Source organism: Kineococcus sp. AC630, from assembly GCF_979255925.1.
In genome coordinates this window covers 25,125-41,308 of the sequence record NZ_CEEDMJ010000009.1, presented here as the reverse complement: position 1 = coordinate 41,308, position 16,184 = coordinate 25,125, and the positions used below count along the sequence as shown (strand labels likewise).

Here is a 16,184-nt window from a genome sequence, read left to right as displayed (position 1 = left end):
ACTGCTCTCCGAGACACCGGAAGGACGACCCATGCTCCGCTTCCCCGAGGGGTTCCTCTGGGGTGCCGCCACGGCCGCGCACCAGATCGAGGGCGGCAACGTCGCCAGCAACTGGTGGGCCCACGAGCACGAACCCGACGCAGCCACCACCCGCGGCATCGTGGAGCCCTCGGGCGACGCGGCCGACAGCTACCACCGCTACCGCGAGGACATCCGCCTCCTGGCCGACCTCGGCCTGAACTCCTACCGGTTCAGCGTCGAGTGGGCCCGCATCGAGCCCGAGCGCGGGTTCGTGTCCCGGGCCGCGCTCGACCACTACCGGCGCATGGTCGACACCTGCCGCGAGTTCGGGGTCGAACCGGTCGTGACCCTCATGCACTTCACGGTGCCGCGCTGGTTCGAGCGCGACGGGTTCTGGCGCGCCGACGACGCCGTCGACCTGTTCGGCCGCTACGTGGAGGCGGCCCTGCCCGTCGTCCGCGACGTGGACTGGGTCTGCACGATCAACGAACCCAACATCGCGGCGATGCTGGCCGGGGGAGAGAACGCCTCGAACCTCGTCGCGCACGGGCTGCCGAACCCGGACCTGCACGTGGCCGACCAGCTGCTGGCCTCGCACGAACGGGCCCGCGACGTGCTCTCGCAGCTGCCGGAGGTGAAGTCGGGCTGGACGATCGCGACCCAGGCGTTCAAGAGCACGGGCGAACCGGGTGCGGAGGAGACGCTCCACACCTACGGCCACCCGCGTGACGACTGGTACCTCGAGAACTCCCGGGGCAACGACTTCGTCGGCGTGCAGGCCTACACCCGCACCTTCGTCGGCCCGGACGGCCCGGTCCCCGTGGCCGACGACGTCGAGACCACGCTGACCGGGTGGGAGTTCTACCCGCAGGCCGCGGCCGACGGGCTGCGCTCGGCCTGGAAACTGACCGGCGGGGTCCCGCTGATGGTCACCGAGAACGGCATCGCGACCGCCGACGACTCCCGTCGGATCGCCTACACCCAGGGTGCGCTCGAGGGAGTCCATGCGTGCCTCGAGGACGGGATCGACGTCCGCGGGTACCTGCACTGGAGCCTGCTCGACAACTACGAGTGGGCGTCGGGGTTCCGTCCCACCTTCGGCCTGATCGCCTGGGACCGCGAGACCTTCGAACGCCACCCCAAGCCCTCTGCCCACTGGCTGGGTGAGGTTTCGAAGGCCAACGCCCTCCGCTGACCAACTCCTGGGGAGCTTTCCACCCTTCTCGGCACGCGGAAGGGTGGAAAGCTCCCCAGGAGTCGGTCAGCGGAAACGGCGGAGGCGGAGCGAATTCGTGACGACGAACACCGACGAGAACGCCATCGCCGCGGACGCGACGACGGGGTTCAGCAGCCCGGCCGCCGCCACCGGCAGGGCCGCGACGTTGTAGGCGAAGGCCCAGAACAGGTTCCCGCGGATCGTGGACAGCGTGCGCCGCGCCAACCGGACCGCGTCGACGGCGGCCTGCAGGTCGGCCCGCACCAGGGTGAGGTCGCTCGCCTCGATCGCCACGTCCGTGCCGCTGCCCATCGCGATGCCGAGGTCGGCGGTCGCGAGGGCCGCGGCGTCGTTGACGCCGTCCCCGACGACCGCGACGACGTGCCCCTCGGCCTGCAACCGGGCGACGTGGGCGACCTTGTCCTCGGGAGCGACACCCGCGGTGACGTCGTCGATGCCGACGGCGGCGGCGACGGCCCGTGCCGTCCGCTCGTTGTCGCCCGTGAGCAGCACCGGGTGCAGGCCCAGCGACCGCAGACCGGCGACGGCCTCAGCGCTGGTCTCGCGCACGGTGTCCGCGACCGACAGCACGCCGAGGGCCCGGCCGGCGGAGGCGACCAGGACGGCCGTGCGTCCGGCGGACTCGGCCTGCTCCAGGGCGCCGGAGAGTTCCGTAGGCACGGGAACCCCCACCCAGTCGGGACGACCGGCGCGGACGGGCGAACCGTCGACGACGCCGGCGATCCCGGCCCCCGCCGCGGCGACCACGTCCCGCACGGAGGAGAGCGCGACCCGCGCCCGGGCCCCGGCGGCCAGCGCCCGGCCCACGGGGTGCTCCGAGGCGTCCTCCAGCGAACCAGCCGCGCGCAGCAGGTCCTCAGGGGACACCCCGGCCGCGGGCACGACGTCGACGAGGGTCATCCGGCCGCTCGTCACGGTGCCGGTCTTGTCGAGCACGACGGTGTCGATGCGCCGGGTGGACTCCAGGACCTCTGGGCCCTTCACGAGGATCCCCAGCTGGGCGCCGCGCCCGGTGCCGACCAGCAGCGCGGTCGGGGTCGCGAGCCCGAGCGCGCACGGACAGGCGATGACGAGGACCGCGACGGCCGTCGTCAGAGCCGCACCGGGGGAGGCCCCGGCCAGCAGCCAGCCGACGAGGGTCGCCACCGCCCCGACGAGGACGACGGGCACGAAGATCCCCGACACCTGGTCCGCGAGCCGTTGCGCCGCAGCCTTTCCCGACTGGGCCGCCTCGACGAGGCGACCGATCCGGGCGAGCTGGGTGTCGGCCCCGACGCGCGTGGCGCGCACGACGAGGCGGCCGCCGGCATTGACGGTGCCGCCGACGACGGCGTCGCCCGCGGTGACCTCGACGGGGACGGTCTCACCCGTGACGATGCTGAGGTCGATGGCGGAGGATCCCTCGAGCACCGTCCCGTCGGTCGCGACCGTCTCACCCGGGCGAACGACGAACCGGTTCCCGACCCGCAGTTCCGCGATCGGGACGCGACGTTCCCCGGTGTCGTCGAGGAGCCCGACGTCCTTGGCCCCCAACGCGAGCAGGGCCCGCAGCGCGGCGCCGGAACTGCGCCGGGCCCGGGCCTCCAGGTAGCGCCCGACGAGCACGAACACGGTGACGACCGAGGCGACCTCGAGGTAGAGCTCGTCACCGCCTGCGCCGAAGAGCGAGAACTCCATGTGCATCCCGGGCATCCCGGCGTCACCGAGGAACAGCGACACCAGCGACGTGGCGAACGCGGCGATCACACCCAGGCTGACGAGGGTGTCCATGGTCGCCGCACCGTGGCGGGCGTTCACGAACGCGGCGCGGTGGAACGGCCACGCACCCCAGACCGCCACCGGGGCGGTCAGGGTGAGGGCCAGCCACTGCCAGTTGGTGAACTGCAGGGCGGGGACCATCGAGAGCAGCAGGACGGGCAGCCCCAGCGCGGCGGAGACCAGGACCCGGCGCCGCAGGACCTCCGTCGCCGGATCCCCCTGGGAGACGACGGGTTCGCTCTCGGGGAGGGGGGTGGGCACGGTGGCGGTGTACCCCGTCGCCTCGACGACCTCGATCGCCGCCTCGACGGCGGTGCCGACGGGCAGCAGGACGTGCGCCTTCTCCGTCGCGTAGTTGACGCTCGCCTCGACGCCCGGCATCCGGTTGAGCTTCTTCTCGACGCGGTTCGCGCAGGACGCGCACGTCATGCCACCGATGAGCAGTTCGACCCGATCGCTCACGGGATCACTCCGCCAGCTCGTAACCCGCCTCGTCCACGGCGGCGGCGACCGCGGCCCGGTCGAGGGGGGAGGTGCTCGTCACGTGCACGGTGGAGTTCTCGCCGGGCACGAGGGTGATGCGTACGTCGGTGACACCGGGCAGGGTCGAGACCTCCTCGGTCACCGCCCGCACGCAGTGCTCGCACGTCATGCCGGACACGTCGAACTCGTTCACGGTTGCCTCACTCCCGACGTCACTCACGACTTCACCAACCGCGCGATGGCCGCGCTGGCTTCCTTGATCTTGGCGTCCGCGACCGGACCACCCTCGGCGGCGGCCTGCGCGACGCAGTGCCCGAGGTGGTCGTCGAGCAGCGACAGCGCGACGGCCTGCAGGGCCTTCGTCGCCGCCGAGACCTGCGTCAGGACGTCGATGCAGTAGACGTCCTCCTCGACCATGCGCTGCAGGCCACGGACCTGACCCTCGATCCGGCGCAGGCGCTTCAGGACCTCGTCCTTCTCACCGGCGTACCCGACTGCGTTCTCCATGACTCCTTGATACCCCCCTGGGGTTTCCCACGCAACCCCTACCCCCTAGGGGTACGACACGGCGGCGGTGGCGGGGTGACACTGGGGGCGTGCCGAGCACCCTCCCCGACGGCGAGCCCGTCCCGACCGACGGGTCGCTGCCCCCCGACGCCCGGCGCGGCGCGGCGGACCGCACCTTCGGCGTCTACCTGCACGTCCCGTTCTGCTCGGTGCGCTGCGGCTACTGCGACTTCAACACCTACACCGCCACCGAGCTCGGTGGTGGTGGCTCGCAGGCCGCGTACGCCGCGACCGCCGCGCAGGAGGTCCGCCTCGCCGCCCGCGTGCTCGGGGACGCCGTCCGCCCTGCCGAGACCGTCTTCTTCGGCGGCGGGACCCCGACGCTGCTCCCGGCCGCCGACCTCGAGCTGATGCTGGGCGCCGTCCGCGACGAGCTCGGCATCGCGCCCGGCGCCGAGGTGACCACCGAGGCGAACCCGGACTCGGTGACCCCCGAGGGCCTGCAGCGCCTCGCCGCCGCGGGTTTCACCCGGGTGTCCTTCGGGATGCAGTCCGCCGTCCCGCACGTCCTCGCCGTGCTGGAACGGACCCACGACCCGGCCCGCGTGCCGCTGGCCGTGCGCTGGGCCCGGGAGGCGGGACTGGAGGTCAGCCTCGACCTCATCTACGGCACGCCGGGGGAGTCGCTGGACGACCTGCGCGTCAGCCTCGACGCGGCGCTGTCCTGCGAACCCGACCACGTCTCGGCCTACGCCCTCATCGTCGAGCAGGGGACGAAGCTCGCCGGGCAGATGCGCCGCGGCGAGGTCCCGGAACCCTCCGACGACGACGAGGCCGACAAGTACGAGATCGTCGACGACACCCTCGCGGCCGCCGGCTTCTCCTGGTACGAGGTCAGCAACTGGGCGCGCGAGCCCCGGTTCGCCTGCCGGCACAACCTCGCCTACTGGCGCGGCGGTGACTGGTGGGGGATCGGCCCCGGAGCGCACAGCCACGTCGGGGGCCTGCGGTGGTGGAACGTCAAGCACCCCACGGCCTACGCCGGCCGCATCGGCGCCGGGGAGTCCCCGGCCCACGCCCGCGAGGTCCTGGCCGCCGAGGACCGCCGCGTCGAGGACGTGCTGCTGCGGTCCCGGCTGTCCGAGGGTTTCGACCCCGCCTGGTGGGGGGTGCGGACGGCGACCGCGCAGCTGCTCCTCGACGGCCTCCTCGAGCCGGCCCCCGGTGGTCGGGTCGCGCTGACCCGCCGCGGCCGGTTGCTGGCCGACGCGGTCGTGCGTCAGCTCCTGGCCTGAACCTGACAGGAGGTGTCACCTTCTCCGGTGAGACTGCCCGGCATGGAGAAGCTCCCAGAACGTGCCTGGCTCGGTGTCGTCAGCGCCGCCCACGTGCGGATCGGTGTCCGGCAGGGTTTCGCGCAGGTCCAGCACGGCAAGCGTTCCGGGCTGGACCGGTTGCGGCGCGGTGACGGTTTCGTCTACTACTCCCCGACCGAGGAGATGGGCGGCAGGGTCCCGCTCCGGGCGTTCACCGCGCTCGGCGTCGTCGCCGACGACGAGAGCTTCCAGGCGGAGCAGGTCATGGCGCCCGGCAGCTCGTTCCGGCCGTTCCGTCGTCTCGTCGACTACGAACCCGTGCAGCCGCTGGCGCTCGAAGAGGTCCGGGACCGACTGGCGCTGACCGCGTCCGCGAACTGGGGGTACCGGTTGCGTCGTGGCCTCGTGCCGCTGGACCCGCAGGACTTCGCCCTGCTCGCCGGACTCGTGCTCGGCCAGGTGCCTGCGTGAGCCGACCGCGCACCGGCGGGTCCCGCCGGGTCCTGCGCCGAGGTCTAGGGTCGGGCGGGTGGACCTCGGACTGAGCCTCGGCTACCTCACCGGTGAGATCGGCCCCGCCGCGGCGCAGGCGCTGTCGCTGGCGCGGGCGGCGGAAGAGGCCGGCTACGCCTCGGCCTGGGTCGCGGAGGCCTACGGCACCGACGCGGTCAGCGTCCTGGGCTGGTTGGCCGCGGGGACGTCGCGGATCGGGCTCGGCTCGGCCGTCCTGCAGATCCCGGCCCGCACCCCCGCGATGACCGCGATGAGCGCTTCGACCCTCGACGGGATCTCCGGGGGCCGGTTCCGCCTGGGGCTCGGCGTCTCGGGTCCGCAGGTGGCCGAGGGGTGGTACGGCCAGCCGTTCGCGAAACCCCTGGGGCGCACCCGCGAGTACGTCGACGTCGTGCGGCGGTTGCTCGCGCGTCAGACCTCCGAGTACGCCGGGGAACACCTCACGCTGCCGCTGCCCGGCGGCCCGGGGATCCCGCTGAAGCTCATGCAACCCCCGCCCCGCCCCGACCTCCCGATCCACCTCGCCGCCGTCGGCCCGCGCAACGTCGCCCTCGCCGGCGAGATCGCCGACGGGTGGTTGCCGCTGTTCCTCGTGCCGGAGAGTTCCTCCACGCAGTTCGACCAGTTGCGCTCCGGGTTCGCCCTGCGCACCCGGCCCGCCGAAGGTTTCGAGGTCACGGCGAGCGTCGCGCTGCTGCTCACCGACGCGACGGGGGAGGAGCGGACCCGGGCCGAACTCCCCGTCCGTCGCTACGTCGCCCTGTACCTGGGGGGCATGGGGTCGCGGGAGAAGAACTTCTACGCCGACCTCGGTCGTCGCCTCGGTTTCTCCGACGCCGTCGACGAGGTCCAGGAGCACTTCCTGGCCGGACGGCACCGGGAGGCCGCGGCCGCCGTCCCCGCGGGGTTCCTGGACGCCACCTGCCTGGTGGGTTCCGCGCAGCACGTGCGGAACCGGCTGGCGGACTACGCCGCCGCCGGGGTGAGCACCGTGTCGGTCATCCCCCTCGCCGGCGACCTCGAGGCCCGGACCGCGGACCTGCGCGCCATCGCCTGAACCCCGCCCAGCGCACCGGGAGGGGTCAGCGCACCAGGCGGAAGATCAGCGGGTACCGGTAGACCCGGCCGCCGTTCGCCGCGACGGCCGCGAGGATCGCGCAGACCAGGAAGACGACGGCCGGGACGACCATCAGGACGTAGGCCAGCCCGAAGGTGACCAGGGCCAGGACCGAGCAGACGACGCCGAGCACGAACTCGTAGACCACGAAGGAGATCGTCATGTTGAGGGCCTCGGCGCTGTGCCCGCGCACGAACCCGTTCCGGTCCTTGTAGACCAGGAAGATGATCAGCGGGCCGAGGAACGGCAACGAGACGAAGGACGCCGCGATCGCGGAGAGGTGGCCGAACATCCCCCACATCCGTTCGTCCGCGGGCGTCATCGGCGCGGGGGAGTACATCGGCGGCTGCTGCGGCGGCGGGTGCTGGGGGTTGCTCACCCTCCGATCCTGGCGCGTCGTTCAGCGGTCGTCCAGGTCGGCCGTCACGAAGTCCACCAGTTCCTCCACCCGCCCGAGCAGCGCGGGCTCCAGGTCGGCGAAGCTGCGGACGGTGCCGAGGATCCGCTTCCAGCCGTGCGCGACGTCGGCCTGGGTGGCGTGCGGCCAGCCGAGCTCGGCGAGGATCCCGTGCTTCCAGTCCTGCCCGCGCGGGATCGTCGGCCACCGCTGCCACCCCAGGCGTTGCGGGCGCACCGACTGCCAGACGTCGATGAAGGGGTGACCCAGCACCAGCACGTGCGGGCCCTTGGACACCTGCGCCACGATCCGGGACTCCTTCGACCCCGGCACCAGGTGGTCGACCAGGACCCCGATCCGGCGACCGCGCTGCGGGGCGAGGGAGCGGATCGCGGCGTCGAGGTCGTCGACCCCGTCGAGCATCTCGACGACGACCCCCTCGATCCGCAGGTCGTCGCCCCACACCTTCTCGACCAGCTCGGCGTCGTGCCGGCCCTCGACGAGGATCCGCGAGGCGCGCGCCGTCCGCGCGCCCACCCCGGCCACGGCCACCGAACCGCTGGCCGTGCGGGTGGCCCGCACGGGGGCCGCGGCCTTCGGTGCGACGAGACGCACGGGCTGCCCCTCGACCCAGAACCCCGGGCCCAGCGGGAAGGTCCGGGTGCGCCCGCGACCGTCCTCGAGGACGACGACGTGGACACCACCGCTCTTCTCCACCCGGACGACGGCTCCGACCCAGCCGGTCTCCACGTCCTCCACGACCAGGCCGTGCACGGCGGGTTCGTCGCGGTGCACGGGCTTCGGGTTCGTGCGGGCGTGCGGGTCGGAGGACAGCACGTCGCCGCCGTACCGGTCTTCGTAACGGGTCACGCGCGGAACGCTAACCAGACCCGTGTGGTCGACGGGGGAGGCGCGGCCGTGCGGTGACGGCCTAGACTTGGCACTCGCACGACACGAGTGCCAGTGGGGAGAGGGGACGGGATGAGCGACGACCGCAGGCTCGCGGTGCTCCGCGCCATCGTCGAGGACTACGTGTCCAGCCACGAACCCGTCGGCTCCAAGATGCTCGTCGAGCGTCACCAGCTCGGCGTCTCCCCGGCCACCATCCGCAACGACATGGCCGTGCTGGAGGAGGAGGGGTACATCACCCAGCCCCACACCAGCGCCGGACGCATCCCCACGGACAAGGGCTACCGCCTCTTCGTCGACCGCCTCGCCAACGTCAAGCCCATGACGCCGGCCGAGAAGCGGGCGATCCAGACCTTCCTCGAAGGGGCCGACGACGTCGACGACATCGTCGACCGCACCGTCCGGCTGCTGGCGCAGATCACCCGCCAGGCCGCCGTCGTGCAGTACCCCTCGCTCTCGCGCGCCGCCGTCCGCCACGTCGAGCTCGTCCCCGTCGGCGGGCGCAGCGCGCTGCTGGTGCTCATCACCGACTCCGGTCGCGTCGAGCAGCGCGTCCTCGACGTCCGCTCCGCCGCCGACCCGGAGTCCCTCGGCGTCCAGCTCGCCGCCCTGCGCACCCGCGTCAACGCCGGGGTCGTCGGCAAACGGCTGCGCGACGCCCGCGACGACCTCACCGACCTCGTCCAGCAGACCCCGCCCGGCGACCTCGCCGTCGCCGCGGAGGTCGCCGTCGCCCTGGGCGACTGCCTCACCGCAGGGCTGGAGGAACGCGTCGTCATCGCCGGGACCGCGAACCTCGTGAAGTCCGGCGCCGACCTCAGCACCTCCCTCGGCAGCGTCCTGGAGGCCCTCGAGGAGCACGTCGTCCTCCTGCGCCTCGTCCAGGAGCTGACCGAGGACGCCGACCGCGGCGGTCTCACCGTGCGGATCGGCGCCGAGAACCTGCACCTCGGTCTCGACGGCACCTCCGTCGTGACCAGCGGCTACGGCACGGGCCCGGACACCGTCGTCGCCCGCCTCGGCGTGCTCGGGCCGACCCGCATGGACTACCCGACGACGATGGCAGCGGTGCGTGCGGTGTCACGCTACGTCTCCCGCATCCTGTCCCAGTGAAGCTCGGCCCCGTGATGAAGACCGACAGGAGAACCACGACCTCGTGAGCGACTACTACGACGTCCTCGGCGTCTCCCGCGACGCCTCGGCGGAGGAGATCAAGCGCGCCTACCGCAAGCTCGCGCGCAAGCTCCACCCGGACGTGAACCCCGACGCGGGAGAGCAGTTCAAGGAGGTCTCGCAGGCCTACGAGACGCTCTCCAACCCCGACAAGCGCGCCTCCTACGACCGCGGCGGGTCCATGCCCGGCGGCGGCGGAGCCGGCTTCGGCCAGGGGTTCGGCTTCTCCGACATCATGGACGCGTTCTTCGGCCAGGGCGGCGGGGGCGGTCGGGCGGGAGCTCCCGCCAGCCGCACCCAACGCGGCCAGGACGCGCTCATCCGCGTCGACGTCGACCTCGCCGAGGCGGCGTTCGGCGGCGAACGCTCCATCCAGGTCGACACCGCCGTGCTGTGCACGACGTGCCAGGGCTCCTGCTGCCAGCCGGGGACCAGCCCCCAGACCTGCGACATCTGCCACGGCCAGGGCTCGGTGCAGCGCGTCGTCCGCTCGCTGCTCGGCCAGGTCATGACCAGCGCGCCCTGCCCCACCTGCCGCGGCTTCGGCACCGTGCTGCCCTCGCCGTGCCTGGAGTGCTCCGGTGAGGGCCGCATCCGCGCCCGCCGCCCGCTGACCATCCGCATCCCCGGTGGCGTCGACACGGGCACCCGCATCCAGCTCGCCTCGCAGGGCGAGGTCGGCACGGCCGGCGGTCCTCCCGGTGACCTCTACGTCGAGATCCACGAACGCCCGCACCCGGTCTTCACCCGCAACGGCGACGACCTCCTCTGCACCCTGCACGTGCCGATGACCGCGGCCGCGCTCGGCGCGAGCATCCCGCTGGAGACCCTCGACGGTGACGAGGAGGTCGAGGTCCGCCCCGGCACCCAGGCCGGCGAGGTCGTCACCCTCAAGCAGAAGGGCGCCGAGCACCTGCGGTCCCAGGGCCGCGGCGACCTGCTCGTCACCCTGGAGGTCACGACGCCGCGCGACCTCGACGACGAGCAGGAGGAGCTGATCCGCCGCCTGGCCGAACTGCGCGGCGAGGTCCGGCCGGCCGGCAAGCTCGGCCCCGCCCACCAGGGCGTCTTCTCCAAGCTGCGCGGCCGCTTCTCCGGTCGCTGACCCGCACCGTGATCTTGCTGGGAGACCCAGCAAGATCACGGAACGGGAGGAGGGTCAGGGGATGGTGACGGTCTTCGTGTCGCCGACGGGGCCGGAGCCCTCGCCGTCGGACTCGTCGGGGGCGAACACCGCCAGGGTGTAGGTCCCCGCCGGCACCGCCGCCGTGAACGAGAACTCCGCGAAGGTGCCGTTCGCGCCGGCCTGCACCGAGTCGCGGGCCACCTCGGCGCCGGCGGAGTTCGTCAACGTGTAGAGCAGCGTCCCCTCGAAACCCGTCCCGACGCCCTTCACCGTGACCGAACCGGCGCTCGGGGACACCGAGGTGATCCACGCCGGGGCCTGCACGTCGGCCTGCGGCGCCCGTGACAGCGACGCCGGGACGCTCGTCCCGAACAGGGACTGCCCCGCCTTCCCGCCGACCCGGAGCTCGACCGGCTGGTCGTCGCCCGCCGCCGCCGTCACCGTGTAGACGAGCTGCTGCAACGCCAGGGTCGCGTCACCGGTGGAGCCCGACGCCGCGGAGGCCGCCACGTCCACCACGAGCTTCCCGCCCGCCTCGCTCACCGTCGCGGTCGCGTCCTTCGCCCACGGGCTCGAGTAGTCCGGGTCGGTGGGGGAGCCGGACAGCATGGCGCGCAACGCGTTGGTCGCGTCGTTCGCGCCCGACCCGGCCTTCACGTACTCGCGGTACAGCTTCGCCGGCTGCCCGCCCAGCCAGTACACCGGCACCGACGTCGCACCGGTGGGCAGCGTGCCCCCCGTCCCGCCCGCCGTGGAGGTCGCCGGGGCCGAGGTGACCGACGTGGCCGCCGGGGTGCCCCCCGAGCCGGCGGGCTGCGAGGACATCGGGGTCGAGTCCGTCGCCGGCGTGCTCGACGAGGTGGAGGGGGTCGATGAGGTCGGCGAGGTCGACGAGGACGCCGTGCTGGCCACCGTCGTCACGTTGTCGCTCCCGCGCTGGGTCAGCGCGTAGCCGCCGCCACCGACGACGACGACGGCCGCGACCCCCGCCGCCACCAGCCCGCCACGGGTGCGGGAACGACGACGGTTGGCTCGGCTGGTCATGCGGATCTCCTCGAGACGGTCGGTCGGCTGCACCCCGGCCGCACGGGCGGCGAGGGCGTCCTGCAGCTGCCTGGCGGTGGGACTGAGTTCGTCGTGGCCGGCGGGATCCGGCAGCGGCCCCAGCGGGGTCTCCTCGTTCACTGCTGCTCCTCGCTCGACATGGCCGTGCGCAACGCGGACAACCCGCGGTGCGCGTGGGTCTTGACCGCACCCCGGCTGATGCCGAGCGCGGCCGCGATGTCTTCCTCGGACATCTCGCCCTGGTACCGCAGCACCAGGACCTCCCGTTGCCGGGTCGGCAACCCGTCCAGCGCGCCGAGCACCATCCGGTGCTCCGCGGCCCGCACGGCCTGCTCCTCCGGACCCGCAGGCTCCGGGTCCGGCAGGGGACGCTTGCGGTCGGTGACGACCCGGTGCCGCACGACGTCACGGGCCCCGTTCACGACGCTCGTGCGCAGGTAGGCGACCGCCGACCCCTTGTCCGCGAGCCGGTTCCAGCGCCCGTGCAGCGTCACGAACGCCTCCGCGACGACCTCCTCGGCGCTCGCGGTCTCGCCCATCAGGGACGCCGCGAGCCCGACGAAGCGCCGCCAGTGCGCAGCGTAGAGCGCACTGACCGCCTCGTCGGCCGTCCACGAGCGCGGGTCGTCAACCACGACCAGCCGCTCCTTCGTCACCATCACAGTGCACAGACGAGTCACGCAGGGTCACGGTTGACATCCAACCGGAGATCATTTCGCGACTCGTCGGGGGCGCGCCGCGTCCGCCGGGTGGGATCGTTGCCTCCCCGGTGACGTCTGGTGGGACCGGGGAGGCAACGATCCCCCACGGAGACGGCCCGGTAGCGTGCGGGGCATGGCCGAGGTCTCCCGCGTGCAGCGCGCCCCCGACGACCTGTTCCTCAGGATCGTGGCGGGGGAGGTCCCGGCGACGATCGTCCACTCCGACGACCTCGTCGTCGCCTTCGAGGACGTCGCCCCGCAGGCTCCCGTCCACGTCCTGGTCGTCCCGCGGGAGCGCTTCGAGAACGTCGCGGAGCTCGCCGCGGCGGCCCCGCAGACCCTCGCCCGCCTCGTGGCGGTGGCCCAGCAGATCGCCGACGAGCGCTGCGGCGGGGAGTACCGGCTGGTCTTCAACACGGGGACGGCGGTGGGGCAGTCGGTCTTCCACGTGCACGGCCACGTCCTCGGCGGACGCGACTTCACCTGGCCCCCCGGCTGACCCGAGGGTTGGGTGGTCGGACGTGTGCGGTCTCTGCGGTGAAGTCAGGTTCGACGGTCGGGCGGCGGACGTGGCCGCCGTCCAGCGGATGTCGCAGGCCATGGCCGCCCGCGGCCCGGACGGTGAAGGCGTCTGGGCCCAGGGGCGGGTCGCCTTCGGGCACCGCCGGCTCTCGATCATCGACCTCTCGGCCTGCGGCGCCCAGCCGATGCAGGACCCCGCCCTCGCTCTCACCGCCGTCTTCAACGGCTGCATCTACAACTACCCGCAGCTGCGCGAGGAACTGATCAGGTACGGCTACCGCTCCACCTCGACCTCGGACACCGAGGTCGTCGTCAAGGGGTACCACCGCTGGGGCGTCGACGTCGTCGACCACCTCGTCGGGATGTTCGCCGTCGTCGTCCACGAGCGCGACTCCGGCCGGGTCGTCCTCATGCGACCGGCTCGGCGTCAAACCCCTCTACCTGGCCGAGACCCCGGGTCGGTTGCGGTTCGCCTCCTCGTTGCCGGCGCTGCTCGCGGCGGGCGACGTGGACACCACGATCGATCCCGTCGCCCTGCACCACTACCTCTCCTGGCACGCCGTCGTCCCCGCGCCGCACACCGTCCTGCAGGGTGTGCGGAAGCTCCCGCCGGCCACCGTCCGGGTGGTCGAGGCCGACGGGCGGAGCCGGGAGCACCGGTACTGGGCCCCCGACCACGTGCGACGCGAGGAGTACGCCTCCTTCTCCGAGCAGGACTGGGAGGACGCGGTCCTCGCGTCGTTGCGCACCGCGGTGGCACGGCGGACCGTCGCCGACGTCCCCGTCGGCGTCCTGCTCTCCGGCGGTCTCGACTCCAGCCTCATCACCGCGCTGCTCGCCGAACAGGGCCGGACCGACCTCGCCACCTACTCCATCGGCTTCGAGTCCGTGGGCGGTCGCGACGGGGACGAGTTCGAGTACTCCGACGCGATCGCGCAGCGGTTCGCGACGAACCACCACCGCATCCGGGTGTCCGGCGCCGAACTCGTCGGGGCGCTCGGGCACGCGGTCGACGCCATGAGCGAACCCGTGGTGAGCCACGACGTCGTCGCCTTCGACCTGCTCTCGCAGCAGGTCTCGCAGACCACCAAGGTCGTGCAGTCCGGTCAGGGGGCCGACGAGGTGTTCGGCGGCTACCACTGGTACCCACCGCTGTCCGGACTCACCCCGGCCCAGGGGGTCGACGCCTACGCGACGGCGTTCTTCGACCGCGACCACGCGGGGGTGGCGCAGGTCCTGAACCCGCAGTGGCTCACCTCCATCGACGTGTCGCGCGAGTTCCTGGAACAGCACTTCGCCCGACCCGGGGCGGACACGGCCGTCGACGCCGCGTTGCGCCTGGACACCGAGGTCATGCTGGTCGACGACCCGGTGAAGCGCGTCGACAACGCCACGATGGCCGGGGGGCTGGAGGCGCGCGTCCCCTTCCTCGACCACGAACTCGTCGAACTCGCCGCCGCGATCCCGCCGGAACTGCAACTCGTCGGCGGCGGCAAGGGAATCCTCAAGAGGGTCGGGTACCGGATGATCCCGCGCGAGGTCATCGACCGGCCGAAGGGGTACTTCCCCGTCCCGGCGATCACCCACCTCGAGGGCGAGGTGCTCGGTCTGGTGAAGGACGCGCTCACCAGTCGGGCCGCCCGGGACCGGGCGCTGTTCCGCCCCGGCCACGTCGACGGGCTGCTGGGAGACCCGAACTCCGAACTCACCCCGCTGCGGGGGAACAGGCTCTGGCAGCTGGGGCTGCTCGAGATGTGGTTGCAGCAGCACGGCATCGTCTGACCGGGGACGAGCGGTGACCACGACGAGACGACGTTCCGCGGTGGCCGGGTCGCGGCACCGTTCCCTGGACGTGCCGACCATCTCGACCCGGAACCGGCAGCGGCCACCCACGTGGTTCACCGCCGAGATGGCCGCCGACGTCGTCCTGGACATGGGCTGGGGTCGGTTGGTGTTCGGACAGACGTTCGCCGACCAGCGGGACGTGGTCGACGCCTGCGCGCCGAGGAGACCGGTGAACGCGACATCGCCGTGTACGTGCGGGACCCCCGGGTGCTGGTCGTTCTCGCGCCGCACGAACTCTGCCCGGATCCCTCGATCACGTTCCGGCTGCCGCTGAACCGCTACCGCGCCCCGCGGGACCGGAACCTGGACGTGTTCGTCCGGACGGTCCGCGACCGGACCCACGTCGTCATCGAGGCCGACGAACGTCCGGGGCTCGCCCACCACGCTCCGCGCCCGACGGCCGAGAGGTCCCTGGACCTGCTGTTCCTCGAGACCCGAGGGTTCACAGGATCCGCTCAGCGGCACTAGGGTCCGGCCATGGTGCGCAGAGTGGTCGGGGCATTGCTCGGGGCCATGACGTTGCCGGCGCTGCGCGGGAGGGTCGGCGACGAGGCGTTCTCGCGGATCCTGCGCTCCTGGTTCGAGCAGCAGCGGGGCCGGGCCGTGACCACCCCGCAGTTCGTCGCCCTCGCCGAGCAGTTCAGCGGGCAGGACCTCACCGCGTTCTTCGACGAGTGGTTGTTCACCCCGGCCAAGCCGGCGTCGCTGGGCTGACGTGCCCGAGGCCCACGTCCTGCACCGCCACGCCCGCGACCAGCGCGAGGCGCTGGCGGGTCAGGTGCTGTCCGTGACCAGCCCGCAGGGGAAGTTCGACGCGACCCCGTTCGACGGGCGCCGCCTCCTCGACGTCCAGGCGTACGGCAAGCACCTGCTGCACTCCTTCGAGGAGGCACCCGACCTCCACGTCCACCTGGGGCTGCGGGGGTTCTTCCTGCGCACCGAGGACCTGACCCTGCCCCCGCGGGGCGGGACGAGGATGCGGCTGGTGGGGGAGCGCACGGCGTTCTCGCTGATCGCGCCCAGCAGGTGCGAGGCGCTGGAGCAGGACGCGCGCGACGCACTGCTCGCGACCCTCGGTCCGGACCCGTTGCGGGTGGGCGCGGCCGCCCGCGACGAGGCGGCGCGGCGGCTCGCCGCGGCCCGGGGGGTCGTGGGGGCGACGTTGCTGGACCAGTCGGTCTGGGCCGGGATCGGCAACGCCTGGCGGGCGGAACTGCTCTTCCTCGCGGGGATCGACCCGTCCCGCCGCATCGACGTCGAGGAGGCCGCTCTGCTCTGGGACCTCGCCGTCGAGCACCTCACCCTGGGGCTCGAGGCGGGCCAGGTGGTCTCCGATCCGAGCGCGCCGGACGAGCGCTGGGTCTACGAGCGCGAGACCTGCCGCCGGTGCGGGACGCCCGTCCGGAGCTGGACCCTGGCGGGCCGCACCGCCTGGGTCTGCCCCACCGACCAGTCCTGACCCCCGACCCGTGATCTCGCAGGAACCCCCGCCGG

The 16,184-nt window shown here is 72.9% G+C and carries 16 protein-coding genes and 2 pseudogenes; 11 read left to right on the top strand and 7 right to left on the bottom strand.

The genetic code is table 11. From position 1 onward, the window contains the following. Window positions 1–31 precede the first annotated feature (31 nt). On the top strand, window positions 32–1,216 hold the full coding sequence (locus tag AC0I8G_RS11155) for a glycoside hydrolase family 1 protein (protein WP_471729972.1): 1,185 nt from the start codon (window positions 32–34) through the stop codon (window positions 1,214–1,216). A 66-nt stretch (window positions 1,217–1,282) separates the two neighbouring features. Here the strand turns inward: AC0I8G_RS11155 and AC0I8G_RS11150 are convergent, their stop codons facing one another. From AC0I8G_RS11150 to AC0I8G_RS11140, 3 genes are read right to left on the bottom strand one after another with little or no spacing between them, the layout of a single operon-like run. Then, complete coding sequence (locus AC0I8G_RS11150) at window positions 1,283–3,445, bottom strand: heavy metal translocating P-type ATPase (RefSeq protein ID WP_471730081.1); 2,163 nt, start codon at window positions 3,443–3,445, stop codon at window positions 1,283–1,285. Window positions 3,446–3,482: 37 nt separating this feature from the next. Continuing rightward, window positions 3,483–3,668 (bottom strand): heavy-metal-associated domain-containing protein, encoded by a 186-nt coding sequence (locus AC0I8G_RS11145; RefSeq protein WP_471730080.1) that lies wholly within the window; start codon window positions 3,666–3,668, stop codon window positions 3,483–3,485. 47 nt (window positions 3,669–3,715) lie between these two features. Further along, window positions 3,716–4,006, bottom strand: coding sequence for a metal-sensitive transcriptional regulator (locus AC0I8G_RS11140; RefSeq protein ID WP_380260242.1), 291 nt, complete (start codon window positions 4,004–4,006; stop codon window positions 3,716–3,718). An 89-nt stretch (window positions 4,007–4,095) separates the two neighbouring features. Here AC0I8G_RS11140 and hemW point away from each other — a divergent pair, with 89 nt between their 5' ends. Genes hemW through AC0I8G_RS11125 form a run of 3 tightly spaced genes read left to right on the top strand, consistent with a single transcriptional unit; the run spans window position 4,096 to window position 6,892 of the window. Beyond that, a complete protein-coding gene (hemW, locus tag AC0I8G_RS11135) occupies window positions 4,096–5,301 on the top strand; it encodes a radical SAM family heme chaperone HemW (RefSeq protein ID WP_471729971.1) in 1,206 nt (401 codons plus the stop codon). 42 nt (window positions 5,302–5,343) lie between these two features. Beyond that, window positions 5,344–5,793, top strand: a complete 450-nt coding sequence (locus AC0I8G_RS11130) for an EVE domain-containing protein (protein ID WP_471729970.1) — start codon at window positions 5,344–5,346, stop codon at window positions 5,791–5,793. A 58-nt stretch (window positions 5,794–5,851) separates the two neighbouring features. Then, window positions 5,852–6,892: an LLM class F420-dependent oxidoreductase gene (locus AC0I8G_RS11125; RefSeq protein WP_471729969.1), complete on the top strand. Its 1,041-nt coding sequence runs from the start codon at window positions 5,852–5,854 to the stop codon at window positions 6,890–6,892. Between the two features lie 25 nt (window positions 6,893–6,917). On the opposite strand, the gene AC0I8G_RS11120 is transcribed toward AC0I8G_RS11125, so the two are convergent. Together AC0I8G_RS11120 and AC0I8G_RS11115 are read right to left on the bottom strand one after the other, a co-directional pair. Beyond that, on the bottom strand, window positions 6,918–7,331 hold the full coding sequence (locus AC0I8G_RS11120; RefSeq protein WP_471729968.1) for a DUF4870 domain-containing protein: 414 nt from the start codon (window positions 7,329–7,331) through the stop codon (window positions 6,918–6,920). A gap of 21 nt (window positions 7,332–7,352) precedes the next feature. After that, window positions 7,353–8,219 (bottom strand): DUF3097 domain-containing protein, encoded by an 867-nt coding sequence (locus AC0I8G_RS11115; protein WP_471729967.1) that lies wholly within the window; start codon window positions 8,217–8,219, stop codon window positions 7,353–7,355. A 111-nt stretch (window positions 8,220–8,330) separates the two neighbouring features. Here AC0I8G_RS11115 and hrcA point away from each other — a divergent pair, with 111 nt between their 5' ends. Next, a complete protein-coding gene (hrcA, locus tag AC0I8G_RS11110) occupies window positions 8,331–9,371 on the top strand; it encodes a heat-inducible transcriptional repressor HrcA (protein WP_380260236.1) in 1,041 nt (346 codons plus the stop codon). A 43-nt stretch (window positions 9,372–9,414) separates the two neighbouring features. Further along, the gene (dnaJ, locus tag AC0I8G_RS11105; protein WP_380260235.1) at window positions 9,415–10,536 is read left to right on the top strand and encodes a molecular chaperone DnaJ; all 1,122 of its coding nucleotides are present in this window, start codon (window positions 9,415–9,417) and stop codon (window positions 10,534–10,536) included. A 54-nt stretch (window positions 10,537–10,590) separates the two neighbouring features. On the opposite strand, the gene AC0I8G_RS11100 is transcribed toward dnaJ, so the two are convergent. Further along, entirely contained in the window at window positions 10,591–11,742 is a 1,152-nt protein-coding gene (locus AC0I8G_RS11100) for a Gmad2 immunoglobulin-like domain-containing protein (protein WP_471729966.1), read from the bottom strand. Continuing rightward, the gene (locus AC0I8G_RS11095; RefSeq protein WP_471729965.1) at window positions 11,739–12,281 is read right to left on the bottom strand and encodes a SigE family RNA polymerase sigma factor; all 543 of its coding nucleotides are present in this window, start codon (window positions 12,279–12,281) and stop codon (window positions 11,739–11,741) included. The genes AC0I8G_RS11100 and AC0I8G_RS11095 overlap by 4 nt, the downstream gene beginning before the upstream one ends. A gap of 175 nt (window positions 12,282–12,456) precedes the next feature. Here AC0I8G_RS11095 and AC0I8G_RS11090 point away from each other — a divergent pair, with 175 nt between their 5' ends. The 5 genes and pseudogenes from AC0I8G_RS11090 (at window position 12,457) to AC0I8G_RS11070 (ending at window position 16,149) form a co-directional block, all read left to right on the top strand. Then, complete coding sequence (locus AC0I8G_RS11090; protein WP_471729964.1) at window positions 12,457–12,822, top strand: HIT domain-containing protein; 366 nt, start codon at window positions 12,457–12,459, stop codon at window positions 12,820–12,822. A 22-nt stretch (window positions 12,823–12,844) separates the two neighbouring features. Beyond that, a pseudogene (locus tag AC0I8G_RS11085) lies at window positions 12,845–14,627 on the top strand (N-acetylglutaminylglutamine amidotransferase). 139 nt (window positions 14,628–14,766) lie between these two features. Beyond that, window positions 14,767–15,158, top strand: a pseudogene (locus AC0I8G_RS11080) (hypothetical protein); the annotation flags it as partial. Between the two features lie 9 nt (window positions 15,159–15,167). Beyond that, complete coding sequence (locus tag AC0I8G_RS11075; RefSeq protein WP_471729963.1) at window positions 15,168–15,404, top strand: hypothetical protein; 237 nt, start codon at window positions 15,168–15,170, stop codon at window positions 15,402–15,404. Window position 15,405: 1 nt separating this feature from the next. Then, window positions 15,406–16,149: a DNA-formamidopyrimidine glycosylase family protein gene (locus AC0I8G_RS11070; protein WP_471729962.1), complete on the top strand. Its 744-nt coding sequence runs from the start codon at window positions 15,406–15,408 to the stop codon at window positions 16,147–16,149. Window positions 16,150–16,184 lie beyond the last annotated feature (35 nt).